Source organism: Actinomadura sp. NBRC 104412 (assembly GCF_030269515.1).
Taxonomy (GTDB): domain Bacteria; phylum Actinomycetota; class Actinomycetes; order Streptosporangiales; family Streptosporangiaceae; genus Spirillospora.
This window is the reverse complement of the sequence record NZ_BSTM01000005.1, coordinates 141272-159674: the sequence shown is the minus strand read 5'-3', so window position 1 is coordinate 159674 and position 18403 is coordinate 141272. Positions and strand designations below refer to the sequence as shown.

The following is an 18403-nucleotide window of genomic DNA, read 5'->3' as shown; positions in this document are numbered from 1 at the left end:
GTCAGGACTCGGAGAGGCGTTTCAGGCCCTCCGCCTCCTGGGTCATGTAGCGGCGGGTCAGGCGGCCGTACAGGAGGCCGATCAGCGGAGCGGCCGGGCCCCGCTGGTCGAGGGTGAGGCGGACGGTGACCTTGCCGTCGCCGGGGGTCAGGTGGTGACCGGCCGTCGTCACCACACCGGGTGCGCGTGACTCCCAGACGAAGGAGCGTCCCGGGTCGAACTCGGTGACCGTCCAGATGGCGGGGCGGAGCCTGGGCTGGTGGAGACGGGTCCGGGAGCCGTCGCCGAAGTCGTCGTCCAGCCGTTCGACACGGGTGACGGACGGCGTCATCTCCGGCCAGCGCCCGACGTCGACGAGGACGGACCAGACCTTGTCGGCGGCGGCGTCGATGTCGATGGTGGTCACGAAGCGCATACCGGTTCGTCCCTCGAAGATCACGTGATGGTGAGGAAGCTTGGGGGGACCGCGTCCACGAGCCAGACCCCGTTGGCGCTGACGCGGAACTCGTGGCCGGCGGCGGCCATGCCCGCCGCGTCGACGGCGAGGATGACCGGCTTGCCGCGGCGCGTCCCGACCCTGGTGGCGGTCTCGCGGTCGGGGGACAGGTGGACGGCGTGCCGGGTCATCGGCTTCAGGCCCTCCCGCCAGATCATGGGCAGAAAGCGGCCGACGGTGCCGTGGTAGAGGACCTCGGGCGAAGGAGTCACCGGCAGGCCGAGGTCGACCGGGATGGAGTGGCCCTGGCTGGCGCGGATCCGCTTGCCCGATTCGTCGTACGCGTAGCGCTTCTTGTCGTTGGCCGCCACGACCTGGTCGAGCTCGTCGCGGGTGATGGGGAAGCCGTGCGCCGCGGCCGCCTTCAGTAGTTCATCGACCTCGACCCAGCCGGCCGGGTCGAGGGTCAGGCCGATCCGCTCGGGCTGGTGCCGCAGATGCCTGGCGAGGTACTTGGAGACCTTCACCATGCGGCGCTCGTTCATGAAAAGTCACGGTACCGGGGCGGTCGCCGGGGAGAGTACTGATGTGCCCGCGATGCACGCCGTGGCGGGTTCCGGGCAACGGGAAACGGCCGGGCCGTGACGAAGGAGGCCCGGCCGTTGTCTTCGGTCGCGTTTACCTGAGCGCGGGCTTACTTGGTGCTCTGCAGAGCGGCCGCGCGCTTGGCGATGGCCGACTTGCGGTTGGCGGCCTGGTTCTTGTGGATGACGCCCTTGCTGGCGGCCTTGTCCAGCTTGCGGGCCGCGGCGCGCTGCAGCTCGATCGCCTTGTCGACCTCGCCGGCCTCGGCGGCCTCGCGGAACTTGCGGATCGCCGTCTTCAGCTCGGACTTGACGGCCTTGTTGCGCAGCCGGGCCTTCTCGTTCTGCTTGTTGCGCTTGATCTGGGACTTGATGTTAGCCACGTCGTAGTGCCTCAGCCTTGGTTCGCGATCCTCGCCTGCCGCGCAGCGGGCGGCAGGCCCATAACGTTCGGTGGTAGACGGGGCGACGGTGCCCCGAGGCACGACGGTACGCCACACGCAGTCGCACAGCCTACCAATCACCGGCCCCGGCCCCAAACCCGGTCGCACGGGCGCACTCGGCTGCACCCGACTTGCACTCGACGACGGAGGACAGAACCGCCAAGTACAGAGCATCCGGCCGGGCATGGGACCATGGAGACGGCAGTCCATGCCAGTAGACAACTGCCCACCAGCGAGTTTGCGAACGGACCCCGGTGCCTCCGACTGAGCCGAACACGACCGATCCCGCGATCATCAGGAACTTCTGCATCATCGCGCACATCGACCATGGCAAGTCGACGCTCGCCGACCGGATGCTGCAGCTGACCGGGGTGGTCGAGGAACGCCAGATGCGCGCGCAGTACCTCGACCGGATGGACATCGAGCGCGAGCGCGGCATCACGATCAAGAGCCAGGCCGTGCGGCTGCCCTGGACGGGCCCGGACGGCACCGACCACGTCCTCAACCTGATCGACACCCCGGGGCACGTGGACTTCTCCTACGAGGTGTCCCGGTCGCTGGCGGCGTGCGAGGGCGCGGTGCTGCTGGTGGACGCGGCGCAGGGCATCGAGGCGCAGACGCTGGCCAACCTCTACCTGGCGATCGAGGCGGACCTGCACCTGATCCCCGTGCTCAACAAGATCGACCTGCCCGCCGCGCAGCCGGACCGGTACGCCGAGGAGCTCGCCGGGGTCATCGGCTGTGAGCCGTCCGACGTGCTGCGGGTGTCGGGCAAGACCGGCGAGGGCGTGCCGGAGCTGCTCAACCGGATCGTCGAGACGGTGCCGGCCCCGGTCGGCGACCCCTCGGGCCCGGCACGGGCGCTGATCTTCGACTCGGTGTACGACACCTACCGAGGCGTGGTGACCTACGTCCGGATCGTGGACGGGCACCTGTCCCGGCGCGAGAAGAGCCTGATGATGTCGACCGGCACCGCGCACGACACGCTGGAGGTCGGCGTGATCTCGCCTGAGCCCAAGCCGGTGGACGGGCTGGGCGTCGGCGAGGTCGGGTACCTGATCACGGGCGTGAAGGACGTGCGGCAGGCGCGCGTCGGCGACACCGTGACCAGCGCGTCCAGGCCCGCGCAGGAGCCGCTGGGCGGCTACCAGGACCCCAAGCCGATGGTGTACTCGGGGCTGTATCCGGTGGACGGCGACCAGTACCCCGAGCTGCGGGACGCCCTGGACAAGCTGCGGCTCAACGACGCCGCGCTCGTCTACGAGCCGGAGACCTCGGCGGCGCTGGGCTTCGGGTTCCGCTGCGGCTTCCTCGGGCTGCTGCACATGGAGATCGTCCGGGAACGGCTGGAGCGCGAGTCGAACCTGTCGCTGATCTCCACCGCGCCGAACGTGATCTACCGGGTGGTGATGGAGGACGGCACCGAGCACACCGTCACCAACCCCAGCGAGTTTCCTGAGGGCAAGATCGCGGCGGTGTTCGAGCCGGTGGTGAAGGCCACGCTGCTGTCCCCGAGCGAGCACATCGGCGCGATCATGGAGCTGTGCCAGGGGCGGCGCGGGGTGCTGCTCGGCATGGACTACCTGTCGGCCGACCGGGTGGAGATCCGCTACACGCTGCCGCTGGCGGAGATCATCTTCGATTTCTTCGACCAGCTGAAGTCGCGGACCCGCGGCTATGCCTCGCTCGACTACGAGCCGAGCGGCGAGCAGGAGTCCGACCTGGTCAAGGTGGACATCCTGCTGCAGGGCGAGTCGGTGGACGCGTTCAGCCAGATCGTGCACCGCGACAAGTCGCGCGAGTACGGGCTGATGATGACGGCCAAGCTCAAGGAGCTCATCCCGCGGCAGCAGTTCGAGGTGCCGATCCAGGCCGCGATCGGCGCGCGCATCATCGCCCGCGAGAACATCCGCGCCATCCGCAAGGACGTCCTGGCCAAGTGCTACGGCGGCGACATCTCCCGCAAGCGCAAACTGCTGGAGAGGCAAAAGGAAGGCAAGAAGCGGATGAAGACGATCGGGCGGGTGGACGTGCCGCAGGAGGCGTTCGTCGCGGCCCTGTCGACCGGCGAATCCTCCGCCGACAAGGGCAAGCGGTAACAGCCGTCCCAAGTCCCCGCACCTCAGCGGGAACGGGCCGCCTCGCGGGCGTTGTTCTCGAATCGGTAAAGTCACGGTGACGCAGCGTCCGCGGGAGGACACTGGGCGTCGTGAGTCATTCGTTGCTGCATCAGGTTCTGGTCTCCGGGCTGGTGGTGCCGGTCGGGCTGGCCGAGACCGCGGAGCAGTGGTCGGCGACCTCCACCGGGGTCCGGCTCGGCGATGACACCTGGCTCCGCTGCGACCTCGTGGTGTGCCACCGCGACACGAGGCGCCACCCGGGCCGCCCCGGCGATCCGCGCGCCTCGGTGGACGGGCCGCCGCTGCTGGTCGTGGAGGTGACCTCCGCGGTCTCCCGCGCCGCCGACCTCGGCGCCAAGAAGGCCCTGTACGAGCGGTACGGCGTCCCCGCGTACTGGGTGGTGGACAGCCGGGGCGACCTGTCGGAGATCAGGGTGTACGAGCTCGGCGACGCCGGCCGCTACACCGAGCGCGCGCGGCTGCCGCGGGGCCGGACGGCCACGCTGGCCCGCCCGTTCCCGATCGAGCTCGAGGCCGACCAGGTCTTCGCCCGGCTGCCCAGGCGGCCCCTACCCGCGCCCAGGAGGACGATCTCCGTGCCCGACCACGCATCCGACCCGTCCCGCGTCCAGGAGCTGGGGCCGGACCTTCCGCACAGCGAGGAGCCGATCCTGATCGACGCCTTCGGCCGGCGCTGGCCGACCGGCGCGGAGAAGGTCGAGCTCTGGGACGGCTGCCCGGTCTTCTACGGCGCCTGGGACGAACGCGACATCGAGATCGCCTCCCGCGCGTACCCGGGACGCGTCGTCCGCCTCGACCAGGAGCCGGGGGAGCCGGGCACCATGACCGTCCTGCCCGGACCGGACCCGGCGCGCCGCGCCCTCCGCGCCACCCGCCCCGCGGACACCGCGGAACGCGCCGAGCGGGATGCCGGGCAGGACGCGGAGGCGGCGACCGGTCATGACGCGCGAGCCTCGAAGTCCCACGTCAAAGTGAGCTGAGTCCCACGTCGAAGTGAGCCGGCCCTCGGCCCGGTTCAGCGGGCCTTGAGGCTCAGCGGGCCTTGAGGCTCAGCGGGCTTTGAGGCTCAGCGGGCTTTGAGGAGGGGCCAGGCCACGAACTTGGGCACCCTTCTGAACTCGCCGCGGTTGGCCGCCCGGCCCGCGTAGACCAGGTAGAACATGACGGCGGCGGTGAAGCCCAGGGGCACCCAGATGAGCTCGGGGACGACCAGGGAGAGCAGGCCGCCCACCAGCCAGACCGCGATGGCGGCCACGCCCATGTTGAGGCCCTGGGCGGCGTGGCGGCGGACGAAGGGCGAGCGGCCCTTCCCGAAGAACACGACCACCGGTGCGATGGCGCCCACCAAGAACTGGCCGATGTACGCCATCAGCGCCCAGGTGGTGTCTTCGCCGCTTGTGGGCCCGTAGTGGCTCGGCGCGGGCTGCTGCCAGGCGGGCTGCTGCCAGCCTGGGCCGTGACCTGGCGACGGGGGAGGCCCGTAGGCCATGGTGCGTTTCCTCTCGGAGTCCGCTTGTGGGGTTCGCCTCAAGCGCATCGCTTGCGGCGCAGTTTACGACTACTTGGACGCCGATGGAGTTCGCTGGTTCCGGCCGGTTTGTGGCGCGGTCCCGGGACGGCCCGCTGGGCCGCAGATCAGCCGTGGCGGCGCCAGGGGCCGAGGGTGGGGGGAAGGGCCAGGGTGGCGTCTGTGAAGCGCTCTCCGCTTGTCTCAGGGGCCGTCTCGGCCGTCTGCGTGACGAAACCCGGGCCGGGGGCGTGCAGGATCACCCCAGCTCGGTGATCTTGATGCCGTTCCTGCCGTACGGGACGACCTCGTGGCCGAGGCCGCGCAGAAGCTCGGCGACGTCCCGGGCGGGCTCGTCCAGCAGATCGATCCCGTCCAGCCGCAGCCTCAGCCCGGGGTTGCCGCCCCAGCCCGTGCCGCGGAACACGTGGATCTCCCCGATCCGCTCGGTGCCGTCGTCCGCGCGCATGGTGGAGACCCCGAGGCCGCCCCGCCCGATGCGCACGCTGCGGTGGTCCTCCCAGCCGCACAGGAAGGACGCCCGTGGAGGCGGCGTGCGGCAGCGTTCGGACACGGCGGCGAGCACCGTCCAGGCATCCGTGGCGAGGGTGGAGAACAGCAGATGCGCGTCGGGCAGCAGAGCCCCGCGTCCCGGTTGCAGGGTCACGACGAACGGCGGCACACGACCGGGGAAACGGGCGGGGTCGGGTTCGACGAGGGTGATGAGCCCCTCCCACGAGGTCGGCTCCTCGACGGCGAACCACGCGATCTCGGCTTCCGCTCCGAGGTCGGCGAAGGTCCGGTCGGTGACCGCCTGCCCGACGTGGTCGCGGAGTGCCTGCGCCGTCTCGTCCAGGTGCCGGCGCCACCACGGGGGCTCAGGATCGCGGTCGTGCCGGCTTGGGCTCTCCCACAGGACGCCCGATGCCCGCAAGGGGACGCGCTGTCCGTGCCCGTGCTCGTCCATGACGGTCCCGTGCTGGTCCATAACGGTGTAGTGCCAGCCGTTCGCGTCGCCGCACAGCAGGACTCGCGTGGGCACCCTCCCGTACGCGGGCGGCGTCTCGTGATGAGCCATTCGGACGACCCTATCCACACACGCGGCGGAACCGGGCCCCGCACGGGTGGGACCGGCTCGGCGCGACCATGGGGAAGGGCGCGGCAGACTTGGAGGATGCCCGCCACACTGCCCGACGGCGACCCCGTACCCGCTGATGGTGCGCTGCCCCGGAGCGCTTTGGAGGGCTTGGGGGAGCGGCCGTTCGCGTTCTACGTGCACGTCCCGTTCTGCGTGACGCGGTGTGGCTACTGCGACTTCAACACCTACACCGCCACGGAGCTGGGGCCTGGCGCGAGTCGCGACTCGTACGCCGACACCGCCATAGAGGAAGTGCGGCTGGCCAGGCGTGTCCTCGGCGCGACGGACCTCCCTGTGGAGACGGTCTTCGTGGGCGGGGGCACCCCCACGCTGCTGCCTCCGGACGACCTCGGGCGCATTCTGGACGCCATCGACGCCGAATTCGGGCTGGCGCCCAGTGCGGAGATCACCACTGAGGCCAATCCCGAGTCGGTGGACGAGCCGTACCTGGCCCGCCTGCGGGAGCGCGGGTTCACACGGGTCTCGTACGGGATGCAGAGCGCACGCGAGCACGTCCTGGCCGTCTTGGACCGCACCCACACCCCCGGCCGCGTTCCCCAGGTCGTGGAGTGGACGCGCGCTGCGGGCTTCGACCACATCAACCTGGACCTGATCTACGGCACGCCAGGGGAGAGCGATGACGACTGGAGGGCGTCCCTGGAGGCGGCTCTGGCGGCCAATCCCGATCACGTGTCGGCCTACGCGCTCATCGTCGAAGAGGGCACCCGCCTGGCCGCGCGGGTACGCAGAGGGGAACTGACCCCGCCCGACGACGACGCGATGGCCGACCGCTACCTCATGGCCGACGAACTGCTCAGCGCCCACGGCCTGCACTGGTACGAGATATCCAACTGGGCCTCGTCCCCCGGAGCCTCATGCCGGCACAACCTCCTGTACTGGACGGGCGCCGACTGGTGGGGCGTCGGCCCCGGCGCCCACAGCCACGTGGGGGGCACGCGCTGGTGGAACGTCAAGCATCCCGCCGCCTACGCGTCCCGCCTCGCCGAGAAGGTCACCCCCGCGCACGCACGCGAGGTCCTGGACGACCAGGACCGGCGCATCGAGCGCATCATGCTGGAGTTGCGGCTGGCGGACGGCTGCCCCGCCGACCTGCTGGACGAGGCGGCGGTGCGGCGGGCGATCGGCGACGGGCTCATCGACCCCGGGCCCTTCGAGACGAAGGGCCGCGCCGTGCTGACCCTGCGCGGTCGCCTGCTCGCCGACGCCGTCGTCCGCGACCTCACCTGAGCGCCCGTACCCGCGCCCCGGCGGCTACTTGATCATGGGCCAGGCCATGAAGGTCGGGAAGCGGTACCACTCCCCCCGGTTCCCGGCGACCGCGGCCATGATCAGGAACACCAGCTGCATGATGCCCACCACGAAGGTCGGGATCAGCCAGAGGCCGAAGGTGACCACGCTCAGCACCAGGTTGATCACGAGGTAGATCAGCTGGGTGATGCCCAGGTTGAGGCCCTGCGCCCCGTGATGGCGTAGGAACGCCGACTCGTCCTTCTTGACCAGGTAGACGATCAGCGGGGCGAAGATCCCGATCAGGAACTGCCCCAGGTGCCCCAGCAGTGCCCAGGTGCGCTCGTCCGAGGTCGTCCCGTACCCGGGCTGGCCGTAAGGCTGCATCTGGCCGCCGTAGGCGGGGCCATAGCCCGGCTGCCCGTACCCAGGGGCCTGCCCATAACCGGGCGCCTGGCCGTAGCCCTGGCCGTACGGGTCCTGCCCGTATCCCGGGGGTGGTTGCTGCTGTCCGTAGCCCGGCTGGGGCTCTCCATATCCAGGCTGCTCCGGGGGCCCGTACGACATCGCGTGCTCCTGTTCGCTGGCGGCGACGGCGGTTCGTGGGGAGCTGACAATGGCTTCGTGGTTAAGCGTGCCAAGGGTTAGACGCAGCAGCGGGTACCTAAAGTTGTTCCGGAACGGTGACGAAATCGATAAGTTCCTCGACCCTGCCCAGAAGGGCGGGCTCCAGATCGGTATAGGACGAGACGGCTCCGAGGATCCGTTTCCAGCCGGCCCGCACATCGTCCCCCCAACCCAATGCGGCGAGCACCCCTTCCTTCCACGGTACGCCGCGCGGGACGCTCGGCCAGGCGGCGATTCCGAGCGCCGAAGGCTTGACGGCCTCCCAGATGTCGATGAAGGGATGGCCGGTGACGAGCACGTGAGGCGAGGACACCTGGGCGGCGATCCGGCTCTCCTTGGAGCCCTCCACCAGATGGTCGACGAGCACCCCTAGACGACGTCCCGGTCCAGGGCCGAACCCTTCCACGATGGCGGGAAGGTCGTCGACGCCCTCCAGATACTCCACGACGACGCCCTCCACGCGCAGGTCATGGCCCCAGATCTTCTCGACCAGCTCCGCGTCGTGGACGCCCTCCACGTAGATGCGGCTCTTCTTGGCCACCCGTGCGCGCAGGCCCGGCACCGCGATGGACCCGGAGGCGGACCGGCGCACCCCCTGCCCGGACGCGCCGCCGCCAGGGGCGCCACCGGACGGGCGGACGAGCGTCACGGGCCTGCCGTCGATCAGGAACCCGGCCTTGGCCAGCGGGAACACCCGCCGCTTGCCGAAGCGGTCTTCCAGGGTCACGCCGGACTTGTCACAGCCGACCACCGCACCGCAGAAGCCGCTGTCCGGGTCCTCCGCCACGAGCCCGTTCTCGGCGGCGATCTCGGGGATCGTCCCCTTACGGGGGCGCCTCCAGTCCCCCGCCAGGACGTCGTCGCCGTAATCCTTGCTGCGCACGGTCCGGCACTCTACTGGGCGGGCCGGGCACCCCCTCCGCGGTTCCGCCGGCGGGTGCCTCTCCGTGTCCGTGAATGGCCGCTCCGTGGTTCCATGAACCCCCGCGGGGAAGACGCCCAGGGAGGACTCCGATTACGGCTCTGCGGGCCGTACACTTGGCACTCGGAAGAACGGAGTGCCAGCGAGTCGTGAACGGCTCGGGAATGGGGCAGGGGGGTGACCGCCAAGTGCTCGACGACAGGAAGCTCGCCGTCCTCCGCGCCATTGTCGAGGACTACGTCTCCACCAACGAGCCGGTCGGCTCCAAGGCCCTGGCCGACCGGCACAATCTCGGGGTGTCCCCGGCGACCATCCGCAACGACATGGCCGTCCTGGAGGAGCAGGGGTACATCCACCAGCCGCATACCAGCGCGGGCCGCGTCCCCACCGACAAGGGGTACCGGCTCTTCGTCGACCGGCTGTCGACGATCAAGCCGCTGTCGAGCGCGGAGCGCCGCGCGATCGAGACGTTCCTCAGCGGCGCCTACGACCTCGACGACGTGGTGAGTCGGACGGTACGGCTGCTCGCCCAGCTCACCAGGCAGGTGGCGGTGGTGCAGTACCCGTCGCTCACCCGCTCGTCGGTGCGGCACGTGGAACTGGTCCCGGTCGCCGCGCACCGGCTGCTGCTCGTTCTGATCACCAACACCGGGCGGGTGGAGCAGCGGGTGATCGAAACCCCGGCCCAGCTCTCCGAGGAATCGATCGCCCACCTTCGCGCGTTGCTCAATACGTGCCTCGACGGATGCGGGCTCGGGGAGGTTCCCGCCGCCGTCGCCGACCTGCCGGACCGGGTGCAGCCGGAGGACCGGCCGATCATGGCCGCGGTGCTGTCGGTGTTGCTGGAGACCCTGGTGGAGAAGAACGATGAGAAGATCGTCTTCGCCGGCGCCGCCAACCTGGCCGCGGTGGACTTCTCACAGAGCCTGCGGGAGGTGCTGGAGGCGCTGGAGGAGCAGGTGGTGCTGATGAGGCTGCTGGGCGAGGCCGGTGACTCCTCTACAGTGACGGTGCGGATCGGCACCGAGAACCCCGACGAGGGGCTTCGCTCGACCTCGGTGGTCGTCGCCGATTACGGGGTCGGCGACAAGACCCTGGCCCGGCTGGGAGTGCTCGGGCCGACACGGATGGACTACCCCGGCACGATGGGAGCGGTACGGGCAGTGGCACGCTACGTCGGACAGATCCTGGCGGGGTCGTAAGTGGCCAACGACTACTACGCGACCCTGGGCGTCCGCCGCGACGCCAGCCCCGACGAGGTCAAGAAGGCCTATCGGCGGCTGGCCAGGGAGCTCCATCCGGACGTGAACCCGGACCCGGAGACCCAGGAGCGGTTCAAGGAGATCACCCAGGCTTACGAGGTGCTCTCCGACCCGAAGAAGCGCGAGATGTACGACCTGGGCGCCGACCCGTTCGCGTCGGGCGGCGCCGGCGGCGGCCCCGGCGGCGGCTTCGGCGCCGCGGGCTTCCCGTTCAGCGACATCATGGACGCGTTCTTCGGTACCACCGCCTCGCGCGGCCCGCGCAGCCGCGCCCGCCGCGGCCGCAACGCCACGCTGCGGGTCGAGCTCGACCTCGGCGAGACCGCGTTCGGCACGACCCGCGAGCTGTCCATCGACACCGCGGTGATCTGCGCCACCTGCGGCGGTTCGGGCTGTGCGCCCGGCACCCACCCGGAGACCTGCGACACCTGCCACGGCCGCGGCGAGGTGCAGCAGGTGCAGCGCTCCTTCCTCGGCCAGGTCATGACGGCCCGGCCGTGCCCGCAGTGCGGCGGCTTCGGCAGCGTGATCCGCACCCCGTGCCAGGAGTGCTCGGGCGACGGCCGGGTCCGTACCCGCCGTACCGTCAAGGTCAAGATCCCGGCGGGGGTGGAGAACGGCATCCACATCCAGCTCGCGGGCGAGGGCGAGGTCGGCCCCGGCGGCGGCCCGCCCGGCGACCTGTTCCTGGAGATCGTGGAACGGCCGCACCCGATCTTCGAGCGGGAGGGCGACGACCTGCACTGCACGGTGGAGATCCCGATGACGGCCGCCGCGCTGGGCACCAACGTGACCATCGAGACGCTGGACGGCGCCGAGGAGGTCGACATCAAGCCCGGCACCCAGTCCGGCCAGGTGATCACCCTGTACGGCCGCGGCGTCCGGCACCTGAACGAGAGCGGCCGCGGCGACCTGCTGATCCATGTGAACGTCGAGACCCCGTCCAGGCTCGACGACGAGCAGGAGGAGCTGCTGCGCCGCCTGGCCAAGCTGCGCGGCGAGGAACGCCCGCCCGGCAAGTTCGCGCCCGGCCAGCGCAACGTCTTCTCCCGCCTGAGGGACGTGTTCAACCAGCACTGAAGGGATGTCAGGGCCGCCTACCGCGAGGGCCGGGACGGCGGCGCCTGAACGACGGCGCCCGGAGGACCGCGCCCTGCAAGCGGCCCGGTCCCGCGGACGGGGGGAGTGGGATGAGCCCGCCGGTGTTCCTCGCCGGGGAGGCCGACCTGGGACGCGACCGGGTCGTTCTGGACGGCCCCGAGGGGCGTCATGCGGCGACGGTGAAGCGGCTGCGTCCCGGTGAGCGCGTCGACCTCACCGACGGGGCCGGGCTGGTGGCCGAGTGCGTCGTCGTCGCGGCCGACCGTGCCGCGCTCACCGTGGAGGTGATCGTCCGGCGCACGGATCCGGTGCCCGAGCCCAGGCTGGTCGCCGTCCAGGCACTGCCCAAGGGCGACCGCGGCGAGCTGGCCGTGGAGACCATGACCGAGGCCGGGGTGGACGAGATCGTGCCGTGGGCCGCCGCGCGCTGCGTCACCCAGTGGCGTCCGGAACGCCGCGACAAGGCGCTGGGACGCTGGCGCGGCGCCGCCCGCGAGGCCGCCAAGCAGGCCCGCCGGAGCCGGCTCCCCGAGGTGCCCGGCCTGGCGTCCACCCCCGAGGTCGTACGGCGGGTCGCGGCGGCCGTCGCGGCGGGGGGCGCCGGTCTGGTCCTGCACGAGGGGGCGAAGGACCCGCTGAGCGCCGTCGCGCCGCCCTCCACAGGGGAGATCTGCGTGGTGATCGGGCCCGAGGGCGGCATCACCGACGACGAACTGGCCGCCCTGACCGCCGCGGGAGCGAGCGCCGTCCGGCTGGGACCGACCGTCCTGCGCACCTCGACGGCGGGCGTGGCCGCCCTCTCCGTCCTCCAGGCCGCCACGGGCCGCTGGTAAGCGCCCCCCGCCATGGGCGAGCCGGGCTACTGACCGGCGGGCTGCTCCGCCGACTGGCCCCCACCGGCCGGGGCCTCGGTCGTGGGCGGATCCGTCGGCTGGTCGGGATCCGGATCCGTCGGGACGCCGGGGTCCGGGGACGTGCTGGTCGGCGGCGTCGGCGGAGGGGTCGTCGCCGGGCACGGCTGGGACGGGGGAGCGGCCTGCCCCGAGGCGCCCGCCTCGGGCGCGCCGCTCGGTGACGGCGACGCGGCGGTGGCCGGGGGCTGCGCGCCGCAGGCCTCGGTCCCGGGCGAGGCCGCGGGCGACGGCGACCCCGCCGTGCTCGGATCCCCCTCGCCGCTCGGCCGCGTGGGGCCGGTCGGCCGGACGTCGGGTGGCAGGCCCCGCGTGGCGTCGCTGCCGTGGGCGCTGCCGCCACCGTCATCGCCGGAGGGACCGTGGTTCGCGGTGGACTGGATGAACTCGATGGCCTGCGGGGCGGTGACGCCGACGCAGGTGACGACCACGGCGACCGCCACGGCCACGATGGGGCGCGCCGCGTTGACGGTGAACCAGTCCCAGCCGAACCTGGGCCTGCTGCGCTCCTCGATGCGGGCGCGGATCTTCTCCAGGCCGTCCGCCCCCGGGATGACCTTGTCCGCCTCCGCGTGCAGGGCGCGGCGGAGGATGTCGCCGTGCTCGTCGTGGGGGTCGGTGGTCATGAGAACTGCTCCAGGATATTGCGTAGCGCGGCCATGCCGCGGGCCGTGTGGCTCTTGACGGCGCCGCGGGAGATGCCCATCGTCTTGGCGATCTCGGCTTCGGACAGATCGGCGTAGTAGCGCAGCACGAGCGCCTCGCGCTGGCGGGTGGGAAGCCGGTGCAGCGCCTCCACCACGGCGGAGCGCTCCAGCTCTCCGATGGCCCCGGCCTCCGCGCTCGGCGCGTCCGGCAGCCCCTTCGGAGCGTACTTCTCCACGACGGCGCGATGCCGCAGCACCGAGCGCGACCGGTTGACCACGGACTGGCGCAGGTACGACAGGGCCTTGTCGGGGTCGCGCAGCCGCCGCCACCCGCCGTGCATGGCGACGAACGCGTCCTGCACGACCTCCTCGGCCGTCCCCGAGTCACGTACCAGCATGGCCGCCAGCCGTACCAGCGACCGGTAGTTGGCACTGTACAGAGCGGTCACGGCCTGGTCGGCGTCCCAGGCCACGGCAACAGCCCCAGCCGTGCCCCTGGCCACGAGGGTCTCGGTCACGTCAATGGGACGCGCGCCCTCGTCGTCGGGTTTACGAAACGGCATCTGCTGTCTTGCCTCGGTCACGTGAACGCCCCGTACGAAAGGGCAGGCCGTGCTGTCTCTTCCTGGGTCACCTGTCCGCCGCCTTCACCGCACCCCGGCCGCTCGCTCCGGGCGGTCGTCCCGGCGGGCCGCTGGAAAGACGGACCGACCGGTCGTGCGAGAGCGCGCTGTGCCGACGAGCCGGGGGTACGCCTGGGCTGACCACCCTAATCGAGCGGGGCCCCTGGCAGGGTCGGAACCGGACACGGCTCGATCACCTTTGTGCACGATGCTCACGGCCACCTTTGTGCACGATGCTCACGGCGCGTCCCGCCGGTCACGGCAGGTCGCGCGGGGGCCGCCCCGCTAGGATCTCCGGACAGCACGTCGCGGGAGGAGAGCGATGACCGACTGCCTGTTCTGCAAGATCGTTTCAGCGGACGTGCCCGCCAAGATCGTCCGCGAGTCCGCGGGGACGGTCGCGTTCCGCGACATCAACCCGCAGGCGCCGACCCATGTCCTGGTCATCCCCCGCGAGCACCACGCGACGGTGGGCGACCTGGCCGACGCCGACCCCGAGTTGCTGGCCGAGCTGCTCCGGGAGGCCCGCCAGGTGGCCGTGGACGAGGGAGTGGCCGACACCGGCTACCGCATCGTCTTCAACACCGGCGCGCAGGCCGGCCAGACGGTGTTCCACGTGCACGCCCACGTCCTGGGCGGCCGCGGCCTGAACTGGCCGCCCGGCTGATCCCCCCCGCACCTCCGCCCGTCCTCGTCCACACGCGCGCCGCCGTTTCGCCGGTCGCGGACGGGGCACGGCGAGCGAAAATACGGCGGCGTTCCGCCGGAGGCGGCCAGTACCATTGGAAGGGTCAGACGCGGGACACACCGACAGCGAGAGAAGGCAGGTCACAGAGGCCGCAAGGCCCGGCTGATGGTCGAATCAACTCACGCGGGACGCCCCGGCCAGGCCGGCGCGCGCTCCCAGATCAAGATCGTGGTGCCGGACGACCACTCGATGGTGAGCCTGCTGGGCTCCCGGGACGAACTTCTGCACGTCATCGAGCGCGCGTTCCACAGCGACATCCACGTCCGCGGCAACGAGATCACCGTGACCGGCGCCGAATCCGAGACCGAGCTGGTGTCGCGGCTGTTCTCCGAGCTGATCGATCTGCTCAAGAGCGGCACCCAGCTCACCCCGGACGCCGTGGAGCGCAGCCTGGCGATGCTGCGCAACCAGACCGAGGAGCGCCCGGCCGAGGTGCTCACCCTGGACGTGCTGTCCAGCCGCGGGCGCACGATCCGGCCCAAGACGCTCAACCAGAAGCGGTACGTCGACGCGATCGACAAGCACACCATCGTGTTCGGCATCGGCCCGGCCGGCACCGGCAAGACCTACCTGGCGATGGCCAAGGCCGTCCGCGCCCTCCAGGACAAGCAGGTCAACCGGATCATCCTCACCCGCCCGGCGGTCGAGGCGGGCGAGCGGCTCGGCTTCCTGCCCGGCACGCTCTACGAGAAGATCGACCCGTACCTGCGGCCCCTCTACGACGCGCTGCACGACATGGTCGATCCCGACTCCATCCCCAAGCTGATGGCCGCGGGAACGATCGAGGTCGCGCCCCTGGCCTACATGAGGGGACGAAGCCAGCCGGTCTTCACCAAGGTGCTCACGCCCGACGGATTCCGCCCCATCGGCGACCTGCGGGTCGGCGACCTCGTCATCGGCTCGAACGGGGAGCCGACCCCGGTCATCGGCGTCTACCCGCAGGGCGAGAAGGACATCTACCGGGTCGGGACGCAGGACGGGGCCTCGGTCCTCGCCTCCGGTGACCACCTCTGGGCGGTGCGCACCCGCGACGACCGCCGCCGCGGCAAGCCGCATCGCGTGCTGACGACCAAGGACATGATCGGCGACCTCCGGGCGGGCCACCACCACCGGTACGAGCTGCCGCTGCTGAGCGGCCCGGTCGCCTTCCCGCCCCGGGACGTGCCGATGGACCCGTACGCGCTGGGGTCGTCGCTCGGCGAGGGGAGCGTTCCGGAGTCCGGCCGGCCCGGACGCCCGGCTCCGGACGCCGTCTCGGGCATCGGGCCGGAGCGGGCGGCTCACGGGCGGCGGACCATGGTGCTCGAGCGCCCGGTCGAGACGGTCATGGCCGGGCTCGGCCTCCAGGGACTCGCGCCGGAGGAGACGTTCGTCCCGGAGCCGTACCTGCACAACACCGCGGAGGTACGGCTCGCGGTCCTGCAAGGACTGCTCGACGCGAATGGCCGTCCCGGCCGGCGGGGCGGGCGGACCCGGAAGGTCCAGTACACGACCGTCTCCCCCCGGCTGCGAGACGACGTCACCTTCCTCGTGAGGTCCCTGGGCGGCATCGTCCACCAGCGGGCAGGCACCGCGTCCGGGCGGTCCGTGCCTCGTCGCGGGGATGCCCATGTCCTCGTCATCCGGTTGCCCGAGCACATCGAGCCGTTCCGGCTTCAGCGGAAGCTGGACGACTACCGTGCCGCGGGCGGCGGGCGGCCGACGCGCTTCGTTCACGGCATCGAGCCCGAAGGCCGGGCCGAGGCCGTGTGCATCCAGGTGGCGGCGGCCGACTCCCTCTACGTCACCGAGGACTTCCTCCTCACCCACAACACCTTGAACGACTCGTTCATCATCCTGGACGAGGCACAGAACACCTCGCCGGAACAGATGAAGATGTTCCTGACCCGGCTGGGATTCGGCTCCAAGGTGGTGGTGACCGGCGACGTCACCCAGGTCGACCTGCCCGGCGGGCAGCAGAGCGGGCTGCGCGTCGTCCAGGACATCCTCGACGGCGTGGAGGACATCCACTTCTGCCGCCTCAGCAGCCACGACGTCGTCCGGCACCGGCTGGTGACCGACATCGTGGACGCCTACAACCGCTACGACGCCCAGCGGGTGCCCGCGATCAAGCAGGGTGGCGCGAGGGGCGGCTCGTCCCGCAAGCGGGGGCGGTAGATGACCGACGGCGAAGGGCGGCGCCGGTGAGCATCGAGGTGCTGAACGAGTCCGGCGCGCCGATCGACGAGAAGGCGCTGGCCGACCTCGCCCGGCACGTCCTGGACGGCATGCGCGTCCACCCGCTGGCCGAGCTGTCGCTGCTGCTGGTCGACGAGGCCGCGATGAGCGAACTGCACGAGAAGTGGATGGGCGAGCCCGGCCCCACCGACGTCCTGGCGTTCCCCATGGACGAGCTGCGGCCCGGCCACATGTCCGGCGGCGCCGACGAGGACGGCGAACCCGACCCCGCCCTGCTCGGCGACGTGGTGCTGTGCCCTCCGGTGGCCGAACGCCAGGCGGCCGCCGCCGGGCACGGCCGCGACGAGGAGCTGGAGCTGCTGTGCACGCACGGCATCCTGCACCTGCTGGGCTACGACCACGCCGAACCCGAGGAGCACAAGGAGATGTTCGGGTTGCAGGACGACCTGCTGAGCTCCTGGCGGGAGAAACGCGGGCGACGATGAGCGAAGGGCGCCCGGCGGCGTCCCCGCCCGCCGGGGGAACGGGATGAGCTCGGCACAGGGCTGGCTGCCCGCACTGGCCGTCGGGCTGGTGATCACGGCGGGGCTGCTGGCCGGGATCGAGGCGGCGCTGACACGCGTGTCGCGGGTACGGGTCGACGAGCTGGTCCGCGCCGAACGGCGCGGCGCGCAGCGGCTCGCCGAGGTGGTCGCCGACCCGGCCCGCTACCTCAACATGGTGCTGCTGCTGCGGATCAGCTGCGAGCTGATCGCCACAGTGATCGTCGCGGACCTGTGCATCTCCCTGCTGGACGAGACCTGGCGCGCCTACGTCACCGCCGCCGCGATCATGATCGTGGTCAGCTATGTCGTCGTCGGGGTGGCCCCGCGCACCCTCGGCCTCCAGCACGCCGACCGGGTGGCGCTCGCCGGCGCCGCCGTGATCCACCCGGTCACCCGCGTGTTCGGGCCGCTGCCGCGCCTGCTGATCCTCCTCGGCAACGCCCTCACCCCCGGCAAGGGATTCCGCGAAGGCCCCTTCGCGTCCGAGGCGGAACTGCGCGACCTCGTCGACCTCGCCGAACAGCGCAGCCTGATCGAACCCGACGAGCGGGAAATGATCCACTCGGTGTTCGAGCTCGGCGACACGCTCGTCCGCGAAGTGATGGTGCCGCGCACCGACATCGTGTTCATCGAACGCGGCAAGACCCTGCGGCAGGCGCTGAAACTCGCCCTGCGCAGCGGCTTCTCCCGGATCCCCGTCGTCGGCGAGAACGAGGACGACGTCGTCGGCATCGCGTACCTGAAGGACATCGTCCGGCGCAGCGACGAGAACCGCGAAGGCGAATCCGTGGAGACCGTCGAATCCGTGATGCGCCCCGCCACCTACGTCCCCGACAGCAAACCCATCGACGAACTGCTCCGCGAGATGCAGGCCCGGCAGATCCACCTCGCCATCGTGATCGACGAGTACGGGGGCACCGCCGGCCTCGTCACCATCGAGGACATCCTCGAGGAGATCGTGGGCGAGATCGCCGACGAATACGACGTCGAGGCCCCCAGGGTCGAATGGCTCGACGAGGCCAGGACCACCGCCAGGGTCACGGCCCGCCTCCCCGTCGAGGACCTCGCCGAACTGTTCGACGTCGACATCGACGTGGAAGAGGTCGAAACGGTCGGCGGCCTCCTCGCCTACGCCCTGGGCCGCGTCCCGATCGAAGGCTCCACCGCGACGGTCGCGGGATTGACCCTACGAGCCGAAAGCATCGCCGGCCGCCGCAACCGCATCGGAACTGTGCTGGTCACTGTGGGGGAGAGACCCCCCACACCCCCCGGTGCGGGGTCAGCGGACCCCGCCGCTCGCCCGGGAGCTCGCGGCGGTGACCGCTGACCCGGGTAGTAGGGG

Annotated in this window: 18 protein-coding genes and 2 pseudogenes; 11 read left to right on the top strand and 9 right to left on the bottom strand. The window is 71.2% G+C overall.

Annotated features, from left to right (window positions below):
- Nucleotide 1 precedes the first annotated feature (1 nt).
- From QSK21_RS08765 to rpsT, 3 genes are all read right to left on the bottom strand, one after another.
- The gene (locus QSK21_RS08765) at nt 2-415 is read right to left on the bottom strand and encodes an SRPBCC family protein (protein ID WP_285694877.1); all 414 of its coding nucleotides are present in this window, start codon (nt 413-415) and stop codon (nt 2-4) included.
- A gap of 20 nt (nt 416-435) precedes the next feature.
- Nucleotides 436-981: an RNA 2'-phosphotransferase gene (locus tag QSK21_RS08760; RefSeq protein ID WP_285694875.1), complete on the bottom strand. Its 546-nt coding sequence runs from the start codon at nt 979-981 to the stop codon at nt 436-438.
- Nucleotides 982-1130: 149 nt separating this feature from the next.
- Nucleotides 1131-1403 (bottom strand): 30S ribosomal protein S20, encoded by a 273-nt coding sequence (rpsT, locus tag QSK21_RS08755; protein WP_285694874.1) that lies wholly within the window; start codon nt 1401-1403, stop codon nt 1131-1133.
- Nucleotides 1404-1717: 314 nt separating this feature from the next.
- On the opposite strand from rpsT, the gene lepA reads away from it, so the two are divergent.
- Together lepA and QSK21_RS08745 are read left to right on the top strand one after the other, a co-directional pair.
- On the top strand, nt 1718-3562 hold the full coding sequence (lepA, locus tag QSK21_RS08750; RefSeq protein WP_285694872.1) for a translation elongation factor 4: 1845 nt from the start codon (nt 1718-1720) through the stop codon (nt 3560-3562).
- A gap of 110 nt (nt 3563-3672) precedes the next feature.
- Entirely contained in the window at nt 3673-4584 is a 912-nt protein-coding gene (locus QSK21_RS08745; RefSeq protein WP_285694871.1) for a Uma2 family endonuclease, read from the top strand.
- Between the two features lie 86 nt (nt 4585-4670).
- On the opposite strand, the gene QSK21_RS08740 is transcribed toward QSK21_RS08745, so the two are convergent.
- Together QSK21_RS08740 and QSK21_RS08735 are read right to left on the bottom strand one after the other, a co-directional pair.
- Nucleotides 4671-5093, bottom strand: a complete 423-nt coding sequence (locus tag QSK21_RS08740) for a DUF4870 domain-containing protein (RefSeq protein WP_285694870.1) — start codon at nt 5091-5093, stop codon at nt 4671-4673.
- 277 nt (nt 5094-5370) lie between these two features.
- Nucleotides 5371-6189: a hypothetical protein gene (locus QSK21_RS08735; RefSeq protein ID WP_285694869.1), complete on the bottom strand. Its 819-nt coding sequence runs from the start codon at nt 6187-6189 to the stop codon at nt 5371-5373.
- Nucleotides 6190-6285: 96 nt separating this feature from the next.
- On the opposite strand from QSK21_RS08735, the gene hemW reads away from it, so the two are divergent.
- The gene (hemW, locus tag QSK21_RS08730; protein ID WP_285694868.1) at nt 6286-7497 is read left to right on the top strand and encodes a radical SAM family heme chaperone HemW; all 1212 of its coding nucleotides are present in this window, start codon (nt 6286-6288) and stop codon (nt 7495-7497) included.
- A gap of 24 nt (nt 7498-7521) precedes the next feature.
- On the opposite strand, the gene QSK21_RS08725 is transcribed toward hemW, so the two are convergent.
- A complete protein-coding gene (locus QSK21_RS08725) occupies nt 7522-8064 on the bottom strand; it encodes a DUF4870 domain-containing protein (RefSeq protein ID WP_285694867.1) in 543 nt (180 codons plus the stop codon).
- Between the two features lie 97 nt (nt 8065-8161).
- Nucleotides 8162-9007 (bottom strand): DUF3097 domain-containing protein, encoded by an 846-nt coding sequence (locus QSK21_RS08720; protein WP_285694866.1) that lies wholly within the window; start codon nt 9005-9007, stop codon nt 8162-8164.
- Between the two features lie 227 nt (nt 9008-9234).
- On the opposite strand from QSK21_RS08720, the gene hrcA reads away from it, so the two are divergent.
- From hrcA to QSK21_RS08705, 3 genes are all read left to right on the top strand, one after another.
- The gene (gene hrcA, locus QSK21_RS08715) at nt 9235-10248 is read left to right on the top strand and encodes a heat-inducible transcriptional repressor HrcA (protein ID WP_285694865.1); all 1014 of its coding nucleotides are present in this window, start codon (nt 9235-9237) and stop codon (nt 10246-10248) included.
- Nucleotides 10249-11388, top strand: a complete 1140-nt coding sequence (gene dnaJ / locus QSK21_RS08710) for a molecular chaperone DnaJ (RefSeq protein ID WP_285694864.1) — start codon at nt 10249-10251, stop codon at nt 11386-11388.
- Nucleotides 11389-11498: 110 nt separating this feature from the next.
- Nucleotides 11499-12242: a 16S rRNA (uracil(1498)-N(3))-methyltransferase gene (locus QSK21_RS08705; protein WP_285694863.1), complete on the top strand. Its 744-nt coding sequence runs from the start codon at nt 11499-11501 to the stop codon at nt 12240-12242.
- Nucleotides 12243-12268: 26 nt separating this feature from the next.
- Here the strand turns inward: QSK21_RS08705 and QSK21_RS08700 are convergent, their stop codons facing one another.
- A complete protein-coding gene (locus QSK21_RS08700; protein ID WP_285694862.1) occupies nt 12269-12946 on the bottom strand; it encodes a hypothetical protein in 678 nt (225 codons plus the stop codon).
- Nucleotides 12943-13530 (bottom strand): SigE family RNA polymerase sigma factor, encoded by a 588-nt coding sequence (locus tag QSK21_RS08695; RefSeq protein ID WP_395106986.1) that lies wholly within the window; start codon nt 13528-13530, stop codon nt 12943-12945. The genes QSK21_RS08700 and QSK21_RS08695 overlap by 4 nt, the downstream gene beginning before the upstream one ends.
- Before the next feature lie 382 nt (nt 13531-13912).
- Here QSK21_RS08695 and QSK21_RS08690 point away from each other — a divergent pair, with 382 nt between their 5' ends.
- The 5 genes and pseudogenes from QSK21_RS08690 (at nt 13913) to QSK21_RS08670 (ending at nt 18388) form a co-directional block, all read left to right on the top strand.
- Nucleotides 13913-14257 carry a histidine triad nucleotide-binding protein gene (locus tag QSK21_RS08690; RefSeq protein ID WP_285694860.1) on the top strand — a complete coding sequence of 115 codons (345 nt, stop codon included), beginning with the start codon at nt 13913-13915 and terminating at the stop codon, nt 14255-14257.
- Nucleotides 14258-14443: 186 nt separating this feature from the next.
- Nucleotides 14444-15157 (top strand): annotated as a pseudogene (locus QSK21_RS08685) (PhoH family protein); the annotation flags it as partial.
- Between the two features lie 990 nt (nt 15158-16147).
- Nucleotides 16148-16495, top strand: a pseudogene (locus tag QSK21_RS08680) (PhoH family protein); the annotation flags it as partial.
- A 26-nt stretch (nt 16496-16521) separates the two neighbouring features.
- Entirely contained in the window at nt 16522-17001 is a 480-nt protein-coding gene (ybeY, locus tag QSK21_RS08675) for an rRNA maturation RNase YbeY (protein ID WP_285694859.1), read from the top strand.
- A gap of 43 nt (nt 17002-17044) precedes the next feature.
- Nucleotides 17045-18388 (top strand): hemolysin family protein, encoded by a 1344-nt coding sequence (locus tag QSK21_RS08670; protein ID WP_285694857.1) that lies wholly within the window; start codon nt 17045-17047, stop codon nt 18386-18388.
- The last annotated feature ends 15 nt before the right edge of the window (nt 18389-18403 follow it).